The sequence below is a fragment of the Sphingomonas sp. LH128 genome, from assembly GCF_000293195.2.
GTDB classification, from domain to species: domain Bacteria; phylum Pseudomonadota; class Alphaproteobacteria; order Sphingomonadales; family Sphingomonadaceae; genus Novosphingobium; species Novosphingobium resinovorum_A.
Window position 1 is genome coordinate 1 of the sequence record NZ_ALVC01000168.1, and the last position, 18,238, is coordinate 18,238.

The following is an 18,238-nucleotide window of genomic DNA, read 5'->3' on the forward strand; positions in this document are numbered from 1 at the left end:
GATGCGCGCTGAGGATGCCCTTGGCCTTGCCGGTCGAGCCCGAGGAGAACAGCAGGATGCCGGGATCGGCGGGTGAGACCGCATCTGCGGCGGCGAGAACCAGGTCTTCGGCCACATCGCGGCCGCGCGCGAGGAAGGCGCCCGGCCCCTCGATCATGCCCAGCGGCTCGTCACTGTCGACCATCGCCGCATAGCGCAGGAACGGGAACGTGCGCGAGGCCAGCGCGCCGGGCTTGGCGGTCATGACCTCTGGCTCCAGCCCGGCCAGCATTTCGGCGAAGTCCTTCTTCAGCACCGAGCGCTCGAGCAGCAGCACCGACACGCCCGAGGCCTTGAGCACCACTTCCAGCTCGGAGGGCGTGAAGAACGTGCTGATCGGCGTCGCCACGCACCCGGCCAGCGCCGCACCGAACACGGCGGCGAGGAATTCGGGGCGGTTGGTCATCAGCACGCCCACGCGCGTGCCCTTGCCGGTGCCGAGCGCCAGCAGCGACTTCGCCACTTCCAGCGAGCGGGCGTAGAGATCGTCGTAGGTCCAGCGCACGACCTCCCCGCCAAGGTGGATCACCGCAGCCTCGCGCGGGCCGTAGCGCGCGGTGACCTCACGCACGTAGCCGCCCAGCGTCAGCGCGCCGATGCCCTGCTCCTCGCCGAGAGGAATGCCGTGGACGACCGAAAGGCCGTCCACCACCTTGACCGAAGCCGTCATGCCGTCCTCTTCGCTCTGCTGACGTCAGGCGTTCACGTCGACGATGAAGCGGCCCTTGACCTCGCCCGACATGAACTTCTTCGCGGCCTCCACCGCATCACCAAGGGCGATGGTCTGGCCGATGGTGTCGAGCGAGGCGGGATCGAGATCCTTCGCCAGACGGTCCCATGCCTTAAGGCGCTTGGCCTTCGGCGCCATGACGCTGTCGATGCCGAGCAGTGCCACGCCGCGCAGGATGAAGGGCATCACGGTCGCGGGCAGGTCCGCGCCCTGTGCCAGACCGCAGGCCGCCACCGCGCCGCCGTACTTCGTCTGCGCGCAAGCATTCGCAAGGGTGAAACTGCCCGCCGTATCGACGACGCCAGCCCAGCGCTCTTTCTGCAGCGGCTTGCCCTTCTCGGCCAGTTCGGCGCGGTCGATGATGGTTTCGGCGCCGAGCGCCTTGAGATAGTCCGCCTCGCCCGGCTTGCCGGTCAGCGCGGCGACCGAATAACCGAGCTTCTTGAGGATCGCGATGGCGACCGAGCCGACGCCGCCGGTGGCGCCGGTGACGAGCACCTCGCCCTGATCCGGGGTTACGCCGAAATCGACGAGCGCATCGACGCACAGGGCAGCGGTGTAGCCCGCCGTACCGATCGCCATGGCCTGTGCCGGGGTGAAGGCCGAAGGCAGCGGCACCAGCCAGTCGCCCTTGAGCCGCGCCTTTTGTGCGAGACCGCCCCAGTGGACTTCGCCCACGCCCCAGCCGTTGAGGACGACGGTGTCGCCCGCCTTCCAGTCGCCATGGCTGCTCTCGGTCACGGTGCCGACGAGGTCGATGCCGGGCACCATCGGGAACTTGCGCACGACCGGCGAGGCGCCGGTGATCGCGAGGCCGTCCTTGAAGTTGAGCGTTGAGAAGGCGACGTCGATGGTCACGTCGCCTTCAGGCAGCGCGCTTTCGTCCAGCTGCTGGAGGCCGACGGTCTGGCCCTGTTCGGTCTTGTCGATGACGATGGCGGAAAACATCTCTGGCGAACTCCCTCTTCGGCCCGATACGGGGTCGAACTCGCCTGCCGTGCTGACGGGTTCGGACCCCATGCGTCAATGCCGGCGGGACATGGCATCGCGGAGGCGAAATGGAAGTGGCTCGCCGAGGGGGGCTTCGACAAGCTCAGCCTGAGCGGGAATTGAGAGGTTTACGTTACCTCCGCTCACCCTGAGCTTGTCGAAGGGTCAGGCACGGCCAGTCGAAGCCCCCTCGCGCAAACCTCGAACGCGAGACTACGCAGCCCCATCCTCCGCCGCCAGCCGCGCCGCCACTTCGGGAAAGCGCGAGGCGTTCATCGAGCCGTACATCGAGAGGCGCAGAATCTCATGGCTGAAGCGCTTGGTGAGGGCATTGCGCTCCTCCTCGTTCGCGGCATGGGCGCGCGCGAAGATCGGCCAGAAGAACACGCCGGCAAGGTTCATCACCGAGAACACCTCGGCATCAATCCCCGGCATCGCCAGCTTGGTATCGGCAAAGCGCTGCAGCGATCCCGCATACTCGCGCCAGAACGGGTCCTGGCTGGGGTCGGGCGAGGCCAGCACCTGCTGCAGCCAGACGCGGCAGATTTCCGGGTTCTCCATGGCGAAATCGCACAGGCGGTCGGTGAGCGCGGCGGTGTCAACTTCCTCGACGCGGCGATCGCCGATCGTCTCGGGATCGCCGAACACGGCGCGGAACAGCTTGTCGGAGACCCACTGAATCGTCGCCTCGATCAGCTTCTCACGCGTTTCGAAGTGCTGGTAGGCAGTGCCCCGGTTGACGGCCGCCAGATGCGCCACCGCAGAAAGGCTGACCCCCTCAAGCCCGTCCTTTGCCAGCAGGTTGCTGGCCGCCTCGAGGATCGTCTCGCGCGTCGCGATCGGGTCTCTGACCCTGCGCCTGGTCCTCGCTTCCATGTCTGCCCCCGATTACCCGTAAAAAGGGGGCGGCTATAGCGGGGGCGTCACTGAACAGCAATGTTGACCGGGATGTGATACACAATCGATAGCAAAATGCCGTGGGGGCGTTGTGCCGCGAATGCAGTTCTTGCGTCAGACCGCCCGTCATCCCGGCTAAGGCTGGGACCGCTGGCGGCCTGACGAAAGCTTGCGCCGAGGCTTCGGCGAATGACGCTGCGGCCTCACGCAGGCTTGCATGATGGCCACAACGGTCCCAGCTTTCGCTGGGATGACGACGCAGTGGGCGAATGAAGGGGCCGCGCTCAAACCAACGCCGCGACCTCGCGCAGCACCATGTCAGCGTGTTCCTTCCGGCAGATCAGCAGGTCGGGCATGTAGACGTCCTCGCGGTTGTAGACCAAAGGCGAACCGTCGATCCGCGAGACATGCAGCCCCCAGCCGAGGGCGACAGCCGCAGGCGCGCAGCTGTCCCACTCGTACTGCCCGCCCGAGTGCAGGTAGATGTCCGCCTGCCCGAGCAGGATAGCCATTGCCTTGGCCCCGGCCGAACCCATCGGCACCAGTTCGGCACCGATCGTCTCCGCCACGCTGGTAGCCTCTTTCGCGGGCCGGGTGCGGCTCACGACCATGCGCAGCTTTTCCGGCGCGGGCGGAACCTCGCCCGGCTGGTCCGAACGCAGCACGAGGTCGGCGCCCGGCAGCGCCACTGCGCCCAGCACCGGCACGCCGTCCACCGCAAGGCCGACATGGACCGCCCAGTCGGCGCGCTCCTCGCCGTATTCGCGGGTGCCGTCCACGGGGTCCACGATCCATACGCGGCTCATGGCCAGGCGCTCGGCGTTGTCCTTCTCCTCCTCGGAGAGCAGGCCGTCCTCGGGACGCTGCTCACGCAGGGCGTGGCAGAGGAACTGGTTGGCGGTCTGGTCGCCCGCCTTGCCCAGTGCTTTCCCGCCGAACAGGCCGGAGCCACGCACGCTGAGGAGGATCTTGCCCGCTTCGTCCGCCAGCTTCGCCGCGAGATCGCCGTCGGTATAGGACATCAGGCGTCTCCCAGCAGGGTGTTGACGATGAGTTCGGCCGCTTCCTCGGGCGAGATGACCGTCGTGTCGATCCGCACCTCGGGATTGCGCGGCGCTTCGTAGGGACTGTCGATGCCGGTGAAGTTCTTCAGCTCACCGGAACGCGCCTTCTTGTAGAGGCCCTTGACGTCGCGCGCCTCGGCAACCTTCAGCGGGGTGTCGATGAACACCTCGATGAATTCACCCTCGGGCAGCATCGCGCGCACCATCTCGCGGTCCGCCTGGAACGGCGAGATGAACGCGGTGATGACGATCAGCCCTGCGTCGGTCATCAGCTTCGAGACTTCGCCCACGCGGCGGATGTTCTCGATGCGGTCGGCCTCGGTGAAGCCCAGATCCTTGTTCAGACCGTGGCGCACGTTGTCCCCGTCGAGCAGGAAGGTGTGCCGGTTCATCCGGTGCAGCTTCTTCTCGACCATGTTGGCGATCGTGGACTTGCCCGAACCCGAAAGACCGGTGAACCACAGCACGGCGGGCTTCTGGTTCTTGAGCCCCGCATGCTGCTTGCGGTCGATGTCGACGGCCTGCCAGTGGACGTTCTGCGAACGGCGCAGCGAGAAGTTGAGCATGCCCGCCGCGACGGTGGCGTTGGTCATCTTGTCGATCAGAATGAAGCCGCCGAGCGTGCGGTTCTCGGCATAAGGCTCGAAGACGACCTGCTTGTCGGTGGTCAGTTCCGCCACGCCGATGGCGTTGAGGTCCAGCGTCTTGGCCGCCATGTGCTCCATGGTGTTGACGTTGACCGTGTACTTGGGCTCGGCCACGGTCGCGGAGACCTGCTGCGTGCCCAGCTTGAGCCAATAGGCGCGGCCAGGGATCAGCGCCTCGTCGGCCAGCCACACGATCGTCGATTCGAACTGGTCGGCGGTCTGCGGCGGATTGTCGGCGACCGAGATGACCGAGCCGCGCGAGCAGTCGATTTCATCTTCGAAACACACCGTAACCGACTGGCCGGCAACGGCTTCGTCGAGATCGCCGTCATAGGTAACGACGCGGGTGATCGCGCTGGTCTTGCCCGAGGGCAGTACGCGGATCTTGTCGCCCGGCTTGACGCTGCCGGTGGCGATGAGGCCCGAGAAGCCGCGGAAGTCGAGGTTGGGACGGTTCACCCACTGCACCGGCAGGCGGAACGGCTTGTCGGCATCGACCGAGGAGAGAACCTCGACGGTTTCGAGGTGCTCCACCAGCGTCGGCCCCTTGTACCAGGGCGTATTGGCCGAAGGCGTGGTGATGTTGTCGCCCTTGAAGCCGGAGATCGGCATCGCGGTGAAGCTGTCGATCCCGATCGACCTGGCGAACTCGGCGTAGTCCTTGACGATGCCGTCGAACACGGCCTGGTCGTAGTCGACGAGGTCCATCTTGTTCACCGCCAGCACAATGTTCTTGATGCCGATCAGGTGGCACAAGTACGAATGGCGGCGCGTCTGCACCAGCACGCCCTTGCGCGCATCGATCAGAATCACCGCGAGGTCGGCGGTCGAGGCGCCCGTCACCATGTTGCGGGTGTACTGTTCGTGGCCGGGGCAGTCGGCGACGATGAACTTACGCTTCTCGGTGTTGAAGAAGCGGTAGGCCACGTCGATGGTGATGCCCTGCTCGCGCTCGGCGGCGAGGCCGTCGACGAGGAGCGCGAAGTCGATCTCCTGCCCCTGCGTGCCGACCTTCTTGGAGTCGGCGGTGAGCGCGTCGAGCTGGTCCTCGAAGATCATCTTCGAATCGTAGAGCAGGCGCCCGATCAGGGTGGACTTGCCGTCGTCGACGCTGCCGCAGGTGATGAAGCGCAGCATCGTCTTGTGCTCGTGCTGGACGAGGTAGGCGTCGATGTCCTCGGCGATGAGCTTGTCGGTGACGTAGACCGCTTCCTTGGTGTCGATATCGGCCATCAGAAGTACCCCTGCTGCTTCTTCACTTCCATGCCGGCGCCGCCGGCGTCCTTGTCGATGGCGCGGCCCTGTCGCTCGCTGGTGGTCGTGAGGAGGGTTTCCTGGATCACCTCGGGCAGCGTCTTCGCCTCGCTCTCCACTGCACCCGTCAGCGGGTAGCAGCCCAGCGTGCGGAAGCGGATCGAGCGCTCTACCGGCACTTCGCCGTCCTTGAGCGGGAAGCGGTCGTCATCGACCATCAGCAGCATGCCGTCGCGCTCCACGGTGGGGCGCTTGTCCGCGAAATAGAGCGGGACGATGGGGATGTCGTTGAGGTGGATGTACTGCCAGATATCCAGCTCGGTCCAGTTGGAGATCGGGAACACGCGGATCGATTCCCCGCGCGCCTTGCGGGCGTTGTAGAGGTTCCACAGCTCCGGACGCTGGTTCTTCGGGTCCCAGCCGTGCGAGGAGGTGCGGAACGAGAAGATGCGCTCCTTGGCGCGGCTCTTCTCCTCGTCACGGCGGGCGCCGCCGAAAGCCGCATCGAAGCCGTACTTGTCGAGTGCCTGCTTCAGACCTTCGGTCTTCCACATGTCGGTGTGGAGCGCGCCGTGGTCGAAGGGATTGATGCCTTTCTCGGCCGCTTCCGGGTTCTGGTAGACCAGCAGCTCCATACCGCTGTCGCGCGCCATCTTGTCGCGCAGGTCGTACATCGCCTTGAATTTCCACGTGGTGTCGACATGGAGCAGCGGGAACGGCGGCGGCGAGGGATAGAACGCCTTGCGCGCAAGGTGCAGCATCACCGCGCTGTCCTTGCCGACGGAATAGAGCATCACCGGCTTCTCGGCCTCGGCGACGACTTCGCGGATGATATGGATGGCTTCGGCCTCGAGTCTGTCGAGGTGCGTCAGGGTCTTCATCAGGATCTCTGGTCCTTTGGCCTTCGCAGGGTCGCCCTCTTGTTGGGCTCGAATCGCTCTTTGCAAGGATGACAAATCGCAGAACCTCCCATATGGGAGGGAGATATGGCTCTGACATCCAACGATGAGACAGATTTGCTGCTGCCGCTGATAGCGGGGATTGGCGACAAGGCGCAGTTTGCCGAGTTTCTCGAGCGCCTGCGTCGCCGGAGCGATGCCGAGTACGTCAGCATCGTGATGAAGCAGGGCGACGGCCCGCATGCCCAGATCACCGACTTCCACGCCGGACGCGACTTGCGCAGCGAGGCGCGCGAACTCGATCCGTTCGAGATGCATGCGCTGGAGCGCCTGCACTACGACCAACTGCGCCCGGGCCGCGTCTACAGCGTCGGCGAGTTCGTGGACCACGATCCCGTCTTCCGGGCCGACCGCCTGGCCAAGATGGCGCGCCTCGGTATCGCCGACGAGCGGGTGGTGCGCCTGCCGCGTGTCGCGGAGACCGATGCATGGCTTATCCTCGCCCGCGCTAAACCTTGCGAGGCGGCGGACAGCGCCCTGCTCTCCTCGCTCGCGCCTTACGTGGAGGCCGCGCTGCGCAGCTATGTCGCGCTGGAGCACCACCGCATCCGCGCCAGCGTCAGTGCGCAGGGCATGGCGCGCAGCGCTACGGCATGGATGGTGTTCGACCGCGAGGCGCGGCTATTGGCCATCGACCCGCGCCTCGATGCATGGATGCGCGGGAATCTCGGCTACACGCCGCGCGTGGGGGAGCGCCTGCGCGATCTCGGCGTCCATGCGGAGCGTGAACTGGGCGGGGCAGCCGTGCTGTTCGCCTCGTCGACGCCGCCCCCGCCGCGTGCAGTGATGCTGCATGAGGACCCTCGGCTGGAAGCGCTGCTGACGGCCACCAGCGACATGCCGCGCCCCTCGATGCTGGCGCTGTGCCGCCTGCCCAATGCAAGAACGCCGGCGAGCGTGGAGCGCCTCACCCGCCTGTTCGACCTGCCCCCGCGCGAGGCGCAGCTGGCGATCGCGCTGAACGAGGGGCAATCTATCGCCGAGGCGGCCGAAAACATGGGCCTGACGCTGGAAACGGCGCGCAATTATTCCAAGCGCCTCTACGCCAAGCTGGGCGTGCGCGGGCAAGCGGAACTGGTGCGGCTGGTCAGCGACAGCGTGGCGGTGATGGGGTGAAGTGCGGAAGAGCCCACCCCCAGCCCCTCCCGCAAGCGGGAGGGGGAATCTAGCCGGAGACGCCCCTCCCGCAAGCGGGGGGAGCGAGACTTGGCGATTTATCGCCTAGTCGCGGCGGGGTGGGCCTTCGAGCCTCACCCCCAAAGCGCCTCCGCCGCCGCCAGCCCCTGCTCGCCGCGCCCGCCCAGTTCGGCGGTCAGCAGCTTGAGGCGATAGGTCCACAAGTGCAGCGGATGTTCCAGCGTCATGCCCATGCCGCCAAGGAACTGGTGGTAGTCGTAGCACACCCGCTTCGCCGCCTCCTGCGCATGCAGAAGGGCCAGCGCGGCGTCGCCGGGATCGCCGGTCCCGGCCGCACGCAGGGCGAGCCAGTAGACCGAGTTGGTCATGACCTGGTCTTCGGCCAGACGATGCCGCATGCCCTGAAAGGTGGCCAGCGGGCGGCCGAACTGCTTGCGCTCTGACGCGTAAGTCACCGTAGACGCCAGCGCCGCGCCCAGCAGGCCCGCGGCTTCGGCCGCGCTTCCCACGCGCCACGAACGCAGCACTTCGGCAGGATCGACCTCATACGCAGTCATCGCATCCGGCAGACCGGTCAGGAACGCCACGGGATAGGCATAAAGCGCATCCTCCTGCGCCGCCGCGATCACACTCTCGTCCGCCTTGAAGCTGCGCACGCCCGAAGGCCCGACGATCACGACGCTCGCCCCCGGCCGCAGGAAACGCACCGGACCAGCCGTGCGCCCCTCCTCGACCAGACACAGCGGACGCGGCAGGTCCGGATCGATCAGCGGGCGTACGAAGGACGAGGCCGCCGCCTCTAGTGCAAAGGGCAGCCGCGCCAGCTTCTCCACCACCAGCGCGGCGGTGACGGGGCCGAGTTCCTCGACCATCAGCACGTCGAGAAACCCGTTCTCGACCAGCGCCGCGTCAAGTTCCGCGCTTTCGAGCGTGAGGCCGGCATCGTGCAGCGGAACGCCCGCGTAAGGCCGCGCGAGGCTGTCGATGAAGTCGAGGACCTGCCGCTGGTCCTCGTTGAGGGACAAGTGCATCAGCGCGGCTCCCGAGGCAGTTCCAGCACGTCGCTGGCGATGATGTTGAGCTGGATTTCCGCCGACCCCGCCGCGACGCCCGCGACGATCCCGCGCTGGTGGTGCATCTTGAGATACGGCGAGGCCCCCGCGAGCGCTTCGGGCAGGAACTCGACGACGAATTCGCACACCGCCCGCTCGGCCATGACGGTGGCGTAGCGCGCGGAACTGGACTCCGCACCGATCGCGAGGCCCTCGACGCGCTTCTGGACGACGGCGTAGTTCGCCGTGCCCGCCGCCTCGCACAGTGCGGCACAACGCGCCGCCTCGATCCGCACATGTTCGCGCGCAAAGCGCCCCTGCTCCTTGAGCATCGCCACCGCCCGATCGAGCGCCGCGCGCGCCAGCGTGAAGCGCGGGATGCCGAGCCGCTCGTTGCGCAGCGAATAGGCGACGATCTCCCATGCCTGCCCTTCCTCGCCGAAGCGGGCGGTTTCGGGCACGGTGACGTCGTCGAAGAAGACCTCATGGATGTCGCCCTCGCCGATCAGCGAGGGAATCTGGCGCACGGTGATGCCGGGCGTGTCCATCGGCACCAGAATGATGGTGATGCCCTTCTTGCGGTCGTCGCTGGTGCGCGTCAGCAGGAAACAGGTGTCGGCGAGGCCCGCATAGCTGGTCCAGATCTTCTGGCCGCTGATGACGTAGTTGCCTTCGGTCAGCGTGGCTCGCGTCCGCAGCGAGGCTAGGTCCGACCCGGCGTCAGGTTCCGAAAAACCCTGACACCACAGCGATTCCCCGCGCGTGATCGGCTCGAGGTAGCGGGCCTTCTGCTCGGGCGTGCCGTACTTCTCCAGCGTCGGGCCGATCCAGTTGACGTTCATGTACTGGCCGCCGCGCGGCTCGCCGGCGATCCACATCTCTTCGGAGAGGATCTGCTGTTCCCACGGGCCGAGGCCCTCGCCGCCCATCTCGACCGGCCAGTGCGGGAAGAGGATGCCCGCTTCCGCCAGCTTGACACAGAAGTCGCGCGCGAAGGCGGTCAGCGCCGGGGACGCAGGGCCGTGTTCCGAGAACTTCTCCCAGTCCGCAGGCAGGTTGGCGTGTAGGAAGTCGCGGATCTTGTGCCGGAAGGCGTCCTGCCCGGCGGTCCATTCGAATTGCATCGGGGCGGCGCCCTCCTCTCAGCCTTTCGTTAGGCACAGGCAGCCTCGCCCCACAACCGCCGGGGCGTCGGAATCGCTGGCGCGATTGCGCATCGACCACTTGTGCTGGAAATCACCTGCGGAGTACCGCAAGGACGCAGCGAAGAGATACGAAAGGACACGGGTGAGCGAGAAGGCATTCGTCGCGGTGGCGAAACTCGATGAAGTTCCGCAGGGCGGCAAGAAAGTGGTCGAGGTGGGCGGGATCAGCGTGCTCCTCGTCGGCGCGCGGGATCAGGTCTACGCGGTGCGCAACTTGTGCAGCCACGCCTACGAAACGCTTGAATGCGGCCGCGTGCGCGCGGGGTGGATTTCCTGCCCGGTTCACGGCGCGCGTTTCGATCTGGAAACCGGCAAGCCGATAAACCCGCCCGCCTCGATGCCGATCGATACTTATGAAGTGCGGATCGAGGGCGACGTGATCGAGGTGGCGGTCTAACCTCCCGATATCGCCCGCGCGTACCGCCCCTTATGGACGCGCCGCCGTGCCCCGTGCTTGGACGGTCTCCATGACCGATACGCCCGATCTCGAAGCGCTGCGCCGCGAAGTGCGCGCCTTCCTAGCCGCCGAGGCGCCGACCGGCTGGCGCGACGCGAGCCGCACGCAGGACGACTTCGTCCGCACCCAGCGCGACTGGTTTACGCGGCTGGTTTCGGCAGGCTACGCCATCCCGCACTGGCCTGCCACGTTCCCCGGCGGCGGCCGCAGCCTGGCCGAGCAGAAAGTGATCTACGAGGAACTGGCGAAGGCAGACTGTCCGCGCCTGCTGCTCTCCTTCGTCTCGACGTACCATGCCTTCGCAACGTTGCACGAATGTGCGACCCGGGAGCAGCAGGACCGCTACCTCCCGCGCATCCTCGAGGGCGAGACATGGTGCCAGGGCTTCTCCGAGCCCGGCGCCGGATCAGACCTCGCCGCCATCAAGACCAGGGCGGAGCGCAAGGGCGACGTCTACGTCGTCAACGGCCAGAAGGTCTGGTCGACGATGGCGCAGTTCGCGCAACGGTGCCTGCTGCTGGTGCGCACCTCCTCGGACGGCCCCAAGCAGGCGGGCATCACGTACCTGCTGATGGACATGAAGGCACCCGGCGTCTCTGTCCGCCCGATCCACCAGATCCAGGGCGACGAGGAATTCGCCGAGATCTTCCTCGACAATGTGGAAATCCCCGTCTCCGAGCGCGTCGGCGATGAGGGCAAGGGCTGGGCCGTGGCGCAGGCGACGCTCGCTTCCGAGCGCGGGCTGACGCTGATGGAGTTGTCCTACCGTATGCGCGGCGCCCTGTCGCGCGTGGCCTCGCTGATCCGCGAGCACGGACACGAGGACGATCGCGGAGTGCTGCGGGATTTCGGCGAACTGGTGACGCAAGTGGACGCCGTGTGCGCCGTCGCCGACCAGTTCCTGGACAACCGGATCAAGGGCATCGAGCGCATTGGCGACGCCTCCATCATCAAGAACAGCTACAGCCGCGCGCTCAGGGCCTATGCGAAGCTGGGCCTGCGCCTTGGCGGCATCGCGGAGCAATACGTAGCGCCGATCACCTTCGGCGACCTCAATACCGGCAACTGGATGGCGGACTTCATGAACTCCTACGCCTGGACCATCGCCGGGGGCAGCGAGGAAGTGCAGCGTAATATCATCGCCGAGCGCATGCTCGACATGCCGCGCGAGCCGAAAGCCTGGGTGGCCTGACATGATCGAACTGAACGAACTGACCGACGCCGCGCAGAAGGCGTTCCCCGCCGACGCACTCTCCCCCGGCCGCGATGAAAGCTGGCGGCTGGTGGCGGAGATGGGCTGGCTGATGGTGCGCCTGCCCGAGGAAGACGGCGGCCTCGGCCTTGATCGAGAGGCTTCCGCCGCGATCCATTTCGAGATGGGCCGCGTGCTGGCGACGACGCCGCTGATCCCGGCGCAATTGGGCCTGCAGGCCGTGCTGGCGAGCGAGATTGCGGCGCGGGTCGAGTGGCTGGAACGGCTGGCGGGGGGCGAATACGCCCCCCTGCACCTGCTCCCCGCGAAGCTGGAGGCGGCACCGAATGGTACGCTTTCGGGCGTAGTCGGCGGTGTGTTCGATGCGGACATGGCGGTGGCGGTCGTTGCGAAGCTGCCGGGCGGCTATGCCCTCGTGCCGACCGATGCGCCGGGTGTTTCTATCGTGGAGCGCGCGATCTGGGACCCCAGCCGGCGCCTGTTCGACATCGTTCTTGATGGATACGCGCCCGATCCGGCACTCATGCTCACCGATGCGGACGGCGCTGCAGCGCTGCACGACGCGCTGGCGCCCGAAGCGCACCTTGCCGTCGCCGCCGACTGCCTCGGTGCCGCGAATGCCGCATTGGAACTCACCATCGAATACATGAAGATGCGCCGCCAGTTCGACCGGCCCATCGCCATGTTCCAGGCTCTCAAGCACCGCGCCGCCGATATGAAGGCGCGCATTGCCGTGGCCGAGGCGCTCCTGTGGAACCGGGTGCGCGACGATGCCGCAACCCTCGTCCAGTGCGCCGCGGCGAAGACGCTGGCGGCCGAGGCCTTCGCATTCGTCACCGAAGAGGCGATCCAGCTTCACGGCGGCATCGGCCTGACCGAGGAACACCCGATCCACCGCTTCATGAAACGCGCGATGCTGAACCTGCAGCTTTGCGGATCGCCAGACCTGTGGAACGAGCGGACGGGGCGAGAGGCGCTGGGCTGACAGATCGGCCGGAGCAATTCGTCGTCCTGGACTTGATCCGGGACCGGTGGCTGTCTTTAGGCGCAGTTCATGCGGCAAGGTGTCTAAGCGACGGGTAGGCTGTTCACGGGCAGCGGTCCCGGATCAAGTCCGGGACGACGGTAAGCAACGCCCTGCCCCGCCGCTCGTTGTGCCGGGCATGGCCAAGACTTCCGGACACATCCGCGACAACATAGTCCTCTACGGCGCGCTGGCGGCGAACATGGGCATCGCCGTCGCCAAGTTCGTGGCGGCAGGTATCGGCGGCTCTTCCGCCATGGCGACCGAGGGTGTCCATTCGCTGGTTGACAGCGGTAACCAGATCCTGCTGCTCTACGGCCAGAACCAGGGCAAGCGCGCAGCCGACGCAGCCCATCCCTTCGGCTACGGGCGCGAGCTGTACTTCTGGGCCTTCGTCGTCGCGATCCTGATCTTCGCGGGCGGCGCGGGTATTTCGATCTACGAGGGCATCGCCCATATCCGCGAGCCCCGCGCGGTCGAGGACCCGACCCTCAGCTACATCGTGCTGGGCGTCGCCTTCCTCATGGAGGGCGCATCCTGGGCCATCGCGGTGAAGGAGTTCAACGCGGGCCGCGCCGGGCAGAGCTGGTGGCAGGCAATCCGCCGCTCCAAGGACCCGCCGGGCTTCATCGTCCTGTTCGAGGACAGCGCAGCGCTGATCGGCCTCGTCATCGCAGCGCTCGGCATCTGGGCTAGCGGCCACTTCGCAGAGCCGAGGCTCGACGGCGCGGCATCGGTTCTGATCGGCCTGGTGCTGGCGGCCGTCGCAGTGCTGCTGGCGCGCGAGTCCAAGGGCCTGCTGATCGGAGAGGCCGCCGACCCGGCACTGATTGCCGGGCTGCGCGGGGTGATGGAAGGCAACCCGCACATCACCTCGGTCAACCATGTGCGCACCGTCCACACAGGACCGGACGCGGTGTTCGTGGCGATCAGCGCGGACTTTGCCGACAACCTGCCGATGGGCGAGGCGGAAACGCTGATCGAAAACTTGGAGACGCGGATGAAAGCGCTCTCGCCGAAGATCACCTCGATCTACATCCGGCCCGAGAAGCGCGAGCAGGCGGTGCTGGGTTGAGTAAGGCCCACCCCTGCCCCCTCCCGCACGCGGGAGGGGAATGAAAGGCCACCGCTTCGCCCTCCCGCGTGCGGGAGGGCCGGTAGGCTTGAGAGCGCAGCGAACTAGCCGGACGGGGTGGGTATCAGATCGCCATCAGCCGCTTGACCTCCGCGACGATCTCGGGCGGCTGCACGAGATAGGCATCCTCCAGCTTCTTCGCGAAGGGCACCGCGCAATACGGCGCGCCGAGGCGACCGACCGGCGCCTTGAGCTTGCCGAACAGCACTTCCTGCGCGGTCGCGGCGATCTCCGCGCCAGGACCGAAGTTGCGGCCCGCTTCGTGGACCACCAACAGGCGTCCGGTCTTTTCGGCCGAGGCCAGCACCGTTTCCTTGTCCCACGGCGAGATCGTGCGCAGGTCGACCACTTCGACCGAGACGCCCGCCGCCGCCAGTTCCTCGACCGCCTGCATCACCGTGAACATCATCTGCCCGTAGGAGACGATGGTGAGGTCGCTGCCCGGTACGACCATGTTGGCCTTGCCCAGCGGGATCGGGCCCTGGTTGACCGGCGTGTCCATCGGCACGAACAGGGTCTTGACGCTTTCGATGATGATGACCGGATCGGGGTCCTGGATCGCCGAGAGATAGAGGCCCTTCATGTCGCCCGGGGTCCAGGGGATCACCACCTTGATGCCCGCGGTATGCGCGAACCACGCCTCGTAGAAGTCGGCGTGCTGCCCGGCGGTCTGGTTGCCGCCGCCGGTCATGGTGCGGATCACCAGCGGCACCTGGCTCTGGCCGCCGGACATGAAGCGCAGCTTGGCCGCGTGGTTCACGATCATGTCCATGGCGACGGTCGTGAAGTTCATCAGCATGATCTCGGCCACCGGCTTGTAGCCGGCCATGGCCACGCCGATCGCCGCGCCCATGATCGCCTGTTCAGAGATCGGGGTGGAGCGCACGCGGCTGGTGCCGAACTTCGTCGACAGCCCGCGCGTCACGCCGCAGACACCGCCGCCCTCGTTGTCAGCGATATCCTCGCCCAGAACGAGAACCTTGGGATCGGCTTCCATCGCCTCGCTCAGCGCGGCGTTGATGGCCTGCAGGCCGTTCATCTTCACCGTCTCGACGACGGGGGCTTCGAGAGTTTCAGTGCTCATGCCGGAATCTCCTCGGCAAAGACGTCGCGGCGCAGTTCGTCGTCGGACGGGAATTCACAGGCCATTGCGTAGTCGATGGCGTCGTTGACCTCGGCCTCGATCTTCGCGGTGAGTTCGTCGAGCTGCTCGGCACTGGCGACACCGTCGTCGATCAGCTTTTGGCGGAAGCGCGGCAGCGGATCGGCCTCGATCGCGGCGGCCTTTTCTTCCTTGGTCATGTAGGCGTCGTTGTCGCCGAAGACGTGGCCCATGAAGCGGAAGGTCTTGCACTCCAGCAAGGTCGGCCCTTCACCGGCGCGGGCGCGCTCGATGGCGGCGTGGGCATGGGCATAGACGTCGAGCGGATCGTTGCCGTCCACCGTGTAGCCCGGCATACCGTAACCGGCCGCGCGCTTGGCGATGAAGTCCACCGAGGTGCCGTTCTCGTAGCGGGTGTGCTCGGCAAAGCCATTGTTCTGGCACACGAAGATCACCGGCAGCTTCCACACCGAGGCGAGGTTCAGCGCCTCGTGGAAGGCGCCGATGTTGCTGGCGCCATCACCGAAGTAGGCGACGGTGACCTGCTTCGTGCCGTCGAGCAGCGCCGCCCAACCGAAGCCGTTGGCGATCGGCATCGAGGAGCCGACGATGCCCGTCGTCACCATGACGCCGGTCTCCGGGTGAGTGAGGTGCATCGGGCCGCCCTTGCCCTTGCAGGTGCCGTCGACGCGGCCGCAGATTTCTGCCCACAGGGGCCGCAGCGGCATGTCCTTGGCGACCATGTCGTGGATGCCGCGATAGATCGTGCAGATCTTGTCGTCATTGTTGAGCAGCACCGAGATCGCCGAGGGAATGCACTCTTGCCCGCGCGCCGAATAATATGGCGCGGTGATGCGGCCGCGGCGGATCTGCTGACGGGTGAGGTCGTCGTTGCGCTCGATGCGGATCATTCGACGGTAGATGTCGACCTGTGTGGCGGCGTCGGGGATGGCCCGGTTGGTTGGCGTTTCGCTCATGATTCCTCTCTCGGACAGCTCGTGGCTGCTGGGATGGCTGAACATTGGTTCAGGGCAGGCCCCGCTGGCAAGGACGGGCGAACCGCCCCTGCGGTATCTGCGTTTCAGAACACCTGGTTGCCGAGGCCGGCCGCGTGCTTGGCCGCGATCCAGCCGAAGGTCATCGACGGGCCGACGCTCGCCCCGGCGCCGGGATAGACGCGGCCCATCGGCGAGGCGGTGGTGACGCCGCAGGCATAGAGCCCCTCGATCGCCGAGCCGTCCTCGCGCAGCACTCGCGAATCGCAGTCACACACGACGCCGCCGTAAGTCCCGACGTCGCCGGGATAGACCGGGAAAGCATAGAACGGCGCCTTGTCGATCATCCCCATCGTCTGGTTCGGGCCGTCCTTGAAGAACGGATCGCCGAGGAAGTTGTCGTAGGCCCGCTCGCCGCGCTGGAAATCCTCGTCGCGGCCGCCGCGCACGAAGCCGTTCCAGCGCGCGACCGTGGTTTCCAGAGAGCCGGGAGGAACGCCGATGATCCCGGCCAGTTCGCCAACCGTATCCGCCTTGCGCATCCAGCCCGAGGCGAGCCACTTGGCCATGTTCTTCTTCGCGGTGCCCTTACCGGCGACGGCGTATTCGTCCATGTACTGCTGGTCGAGAATCGCCCAGCTCGGCACGGCGGGCACGGTGCGGTTGCGCACCAGCATGGTCTCGCAGAACGCCTCGTAGGAGCCGCCCTCGTTCATGTAGCGCAGGCCCGACTGGTCGACCTGGATCGCATGGGGCTTGGCGGTGGTGCTCTGGGTGCCGGGCTTGACGTAGTCGGTGTCCCAGCCGGGCGCATCGGTCATCTGGAAACCGACCATCTGGTCCATCTGCGCCAGCGCCGCGCCCTTCGCGGCGAGTTCGCGGTGCATGTCGCCGGTGTCGGTCTCGATGCCGTTGGACCACTTCGACTGCGTGCCCGGCATGTAGGTGTCGCGCATCGCCTGGTTCATCGAGAACCCGCCCGCGTTCATCAGGATGCCCAGCCGCGCACCGATGCGCCAAGGCCTGCCGTCTTTCTCGGTGACGACGCCGACGGCTTTTTCGCCTTCCATGATGACTTCGCTGACGGGCGAATTAACGCGGATATCCGCCGCCTGATTGTCCAGAACCGCCTTGAGCATGCGCCCCTGCAAGGCCGCGCCGGCGGTGACCCAATGCTTGCCGGTCAGTTTGCCGAGGATGATCTTGAACCCGATCCCGACGATCAGCCGCTTGATCGCCCACGAATGCTTCGCGAAGGGCAGCTTCATCGCATCGTCCAGCTTGACCGGCACTTCGGCGAAGCCCTGACGCAGCTTGCCCGCCCATTCCTTGCCCAGCTCATTCTTGTCGAAGGGCAAAGCCGTAACGGTGCGGCTGGTCTTCATACCGCCGGGGAGTTCATCGTAGTAGTCGGGCCAGAAGCGGGAGCCGCGCTCCATCCTGACCCCCTGCGAAACGATGAAGTCCAGCATCTTCGGCGCTTCGACCGCATAAGTGCGGCGGCGCGCGGGGCTGGTGCCGGGGGATTCCGCATCGTCGGGCACCACCGCGTCGAGGTACTGGCAAGCGCGTTCCAGACTGTCCTCGCCGGGGTCCATGAAGCGGTTGCCGGGTATCCACATGACCCCGCCGGACTTCGCCGTGGTGCCGCCGATCCACTGCGCCTTCTCGAGGATCACGACGGTCTTGCCCGCCTGCTTCATCAAGAGCGCCGAAGCCATCGAGCCTGCGCCACTTCCTACGACCACCCAGTCGAAAGTCTCGTCGAACTGCGTCATCGTGCCGTAACCTCTCCGCCTAGCCGCGCTGCTGCGCATGCGTTCAGCCCGGTAGATCGAACTTCGCCCGCTTTGGCAACGCGAAGGGTAAAGGTTTCGCCGGAGCGAAAGGTTTGGGCAAAATCGCGTTTTCGCATGGTCCTCGATACCGCCCGGCCTATGACGCTGGAGGGAAGAGGAGACCTGCCGAAATGACCGATACCGCGCCCGCCCTGCCACAGTTGGCCATGATCGAAATGGCCCGCGAAGGACGGCTGCTGCGCATCACGCTCAACCGGCCCGAGGCGCTGAACGCGGTAAACCTGCAGCTTCACGACGATCTGGCCGAGGCGATGTGGTTCGCACAGGTCGATACCGGATCGGACGTCGTGGTGCTGACCGGCGCGGGCCGGGCCTTCTCGGCAGGCGGCGACCTCGACCACATCGAGAACAATGCGCGCAATCCCCACCTCTTCGACCACGAGACGCGCGTGGCCAAACGGATCGTCTCCACCCTGCTCGACATCGACAAGCCCGTGGTGTGCCGGATGAACGGCCACGCGGTCGGCCTCGGCGCGACG

At 66.4% G+C, this 18,238-nt stretch carries 17 protein-coding genes; 6 read left to right on the forward strand and 11 right to left on the reverse strand.

Going from position 1 to position 18,238, the window contains the following annotated elements:
• The 6 genes from LH128_RS14095 to cysD form a co-directional block, all read right to left on the reverse strand.
• On the reverse strand, window positions 1–709 hold a 709-nt coding region (locus LH128_RS14095), incomplete at its 3' end, for an AMP-binding protein (protein ID WP_008830316.1).
• Between the two features lie 24 nt (window positions 710–733).
• Window positions 734–1,717: an acrylyl-CoA reductase (NADPH) gene (acuI, locus tag LH128_RS14100; protein ID WP_008830317.1), complete on the reverse strand. Its 984-nt coding sequence runs from the start codon at window positions 1,715–1,717 to the stop codon at window positions 734–736.
• Window positions 1,718–1,972: 255 nt separating this feature from the next.
• Entirely contained in the window at window positions 1,973–2,635 is a 663-nt protein-coding gene (locus LH128_RS14105) for a TetR/AcrR family transcriptional regulator (protein WP_008830318.1), read from the reverse strand.
• A 305-nt stretch (window positions 2,636–2,940) separates the two neighbouring features.
• On the reverse strand, window positions 2,941–3,678 hold the full coding sequence (locus LH128_RS14110; protein ID WP_008830319.1) for a 3'(2'),5'-bisphosphate nucleotidase CysQ: 738 nt from the start codon (window positions 3,676–3,678) through the stop codon (window positions 2,941–2,943).
• Window positions 3,678–5,600 (reverse strand): sulfate adenylyltransferase subunit CysN, encoded by a 1,923-nt coding sequence (gene cysN / locus LH128_RS14115; RefSeq protein WP_008830320.1) that lies wholly within the window; start codon window positions 5,598–5,600, stop codon window positions 3,678–3,680. Before cysN ends, LH128_RS14110 begins: the two co-directional genes overlap by 1 nt.
• On the reverse strand, window positions 5,600–6,502 hold the full coding sequence (gene cysD, locus LH128_RS14120) for a sulfate adenylyltransferase subunit CysD (RefSeq protein ID WP_008830321.1): 903 nt from the start codon (window positions 6,500–6,502) through the stop codon (window positions 5,600–5,602). Before cysD ends, cysN begins: the two co-directional genes overlap by 1 nt.
• Before the next feature lie 105 nt (window positions 6,503–6,607).
• Between cysD and LH128_RS14125 the strand changes: the two genes are divergently transcribed.
• Window positions 6,608–7,696 (forward strand): helix-turn-helix transcriptional regulator, encoded by a 1,089-nt coding sequence (locus LH128_RS14125; RefSeq protein ID WP_008830322.1) that lies wholly within the window; start codon window positions 6,608–6,610, stop codon window positions 7,694–7,696.
• A 134-nt stretch (window positions 7,697–7,830) separates the two neighbouring features.
• Here the strand turns inward: LH128_RS14125 and LH128_RS14130 are convergent, their stop codons facing one another.
• Window positions 7,831–8,748, reverse strand: coding sequence for an acyl-CoA dehydrogenase family protein (locus tag LH128_RS14130; RefSeq protein ID WP_008830323.1), 918 nt, complete (start codon window positions 8,746–8,748; stop codon window positions 7,831–7,833).
• Window positions 8,748–9,893 carry an acyl-CoA dehydrogenase family protein gene (locus LH128_RS14135; RefSeq protein WP_008830324.1) on the reverse strand — a complete coding sequence of 382 codons (1,146 nt, stop codon included), beginning with the start codon at window positions 9,891–9,893 and terminating at the stop codon, window positions 8,748–8,750. Before LH128_RS14135 ends, LH128_RS14130 begins: the two co-directional genes overlap by 1 nt.
• Window positions 9,894–10,056: 163 nt before the next feature.
• Between LH128_RS14135 and LH128_RS14140 the strand changes: the two genes are divergently transcribed.
• The 4 genes from LH128_RS14140 (at window position 10,057) to LH128_RS14155 (ending at window position 13,743) form a co-directional block, all read left to right on the forward strand.
• A complete protein-coding gene (locus LH128_RS14140; RefSeq protein WP_008830325.1) occupies window positions 10,057–10,371 on the forward strand; it encodes a Rieske (2Fe-2S) protein in 315 nt (104 codons plus the stop codon).
• A gap of 70 nt (window positions 10,372–10,441) precedes the next feature.
• Complete coding sequence (locus LH128_RS14145; protein WP_008830326.1) at window positions 10,442–11,623, forward strand: acyl-CoA dehydrogenase family protein; 1,182 nt, start codon at window positions 10,442–10,444, stop codon at window positions 11,621–11,623.
• A gap of 1 nt (window position 11,624) precedes the next feature.
• On the forward strand, window positions 11,625–12,629 hold the full coding sequence (locus LH128_RS14150) for an acyl-CoA dehydrogenase family protein (RefSeq protein WP_008830327.1): 1,005 nt from the start codon (window positions 11,625–11,627) through the stop codon (window positions 12,627–12,629).
• A gap of 178 nt (window positions 12,630–12,807) precedes the next feature.
• Window positions 12,808–13,743, forward strand: a complete 936-nt coding sequence (locus tag LH128_RS14155) for a cation diffusion facilitator family transporter (protein WP_037519447.1) — start codon at window positions 12,808–12,810, stop codon at window positions 13,741–13,743.
• 124 nt (window positions 13,744–13,867) lie between these two features.
• Here the strand turns inward: LH128_RS14155 and LH128_RS14160 are convergent, their stop codons facing one another.
• The 3 genes from LH128_RS14160 to LH128_RS14170 all read right to left on the reverse strand — a co-directional run bounded on the left by LH128_RS14160 (window position 13,868) and on the right by LH128_RS14170 (window position 17,678).
• Window positions 13,868–14,887 (reverse strand): alpha-ketoacid dehydrogenase subunit beta, encoded by a 1,020-nt coding sequence (locus LH128_RS14160; protein ID WP_008830329.1) that lies wholly within the window; start codon window positions 14,885–14,887, stop codon window positions 13,868–13,870.
• Complete coding sequence (locus LH128_RS14165) at window positions 14,884–15,882, reverse strand: thiamine pyrophosphate-dependent dehydrogenase E1 component subunit alpha (protein WP_008830330.1); 999 nt, start codon at window positions 15,880–15,882, stop codon at window positions 14,884–14,886. The genes LH128_RS14160 and LH128_RS14165 overlap by 4 nt, the downstream gene beginning before the upstream one ends.
• Before the next feature lie 104 nt (window positions 15,883–15,986).
• A complete protein-coding gene (locus tag LH128_RS14170) occupies window positions 15,987–17,678 on the reverse strand; it encodes an FAD-binding protein (RefSeq protein ID WP_008830331.1) in 1,692 nt (563 codons plus the stop codon).
• Between the two features lie 191 nt (window positions 17,679–17,869).
• On the opposite strand from LH128_RS14170, the gene LH128_RS14175 reads away from it, so the two are divergent.
• Window positions 17,870–18,238: enoyl-CoA hydratase/isomerase family protein (locus tag LH128_RS14175; protein WP_008830332.1), on the forward strand; the 369-nt coding region annotated here is incomplete at its 3' end.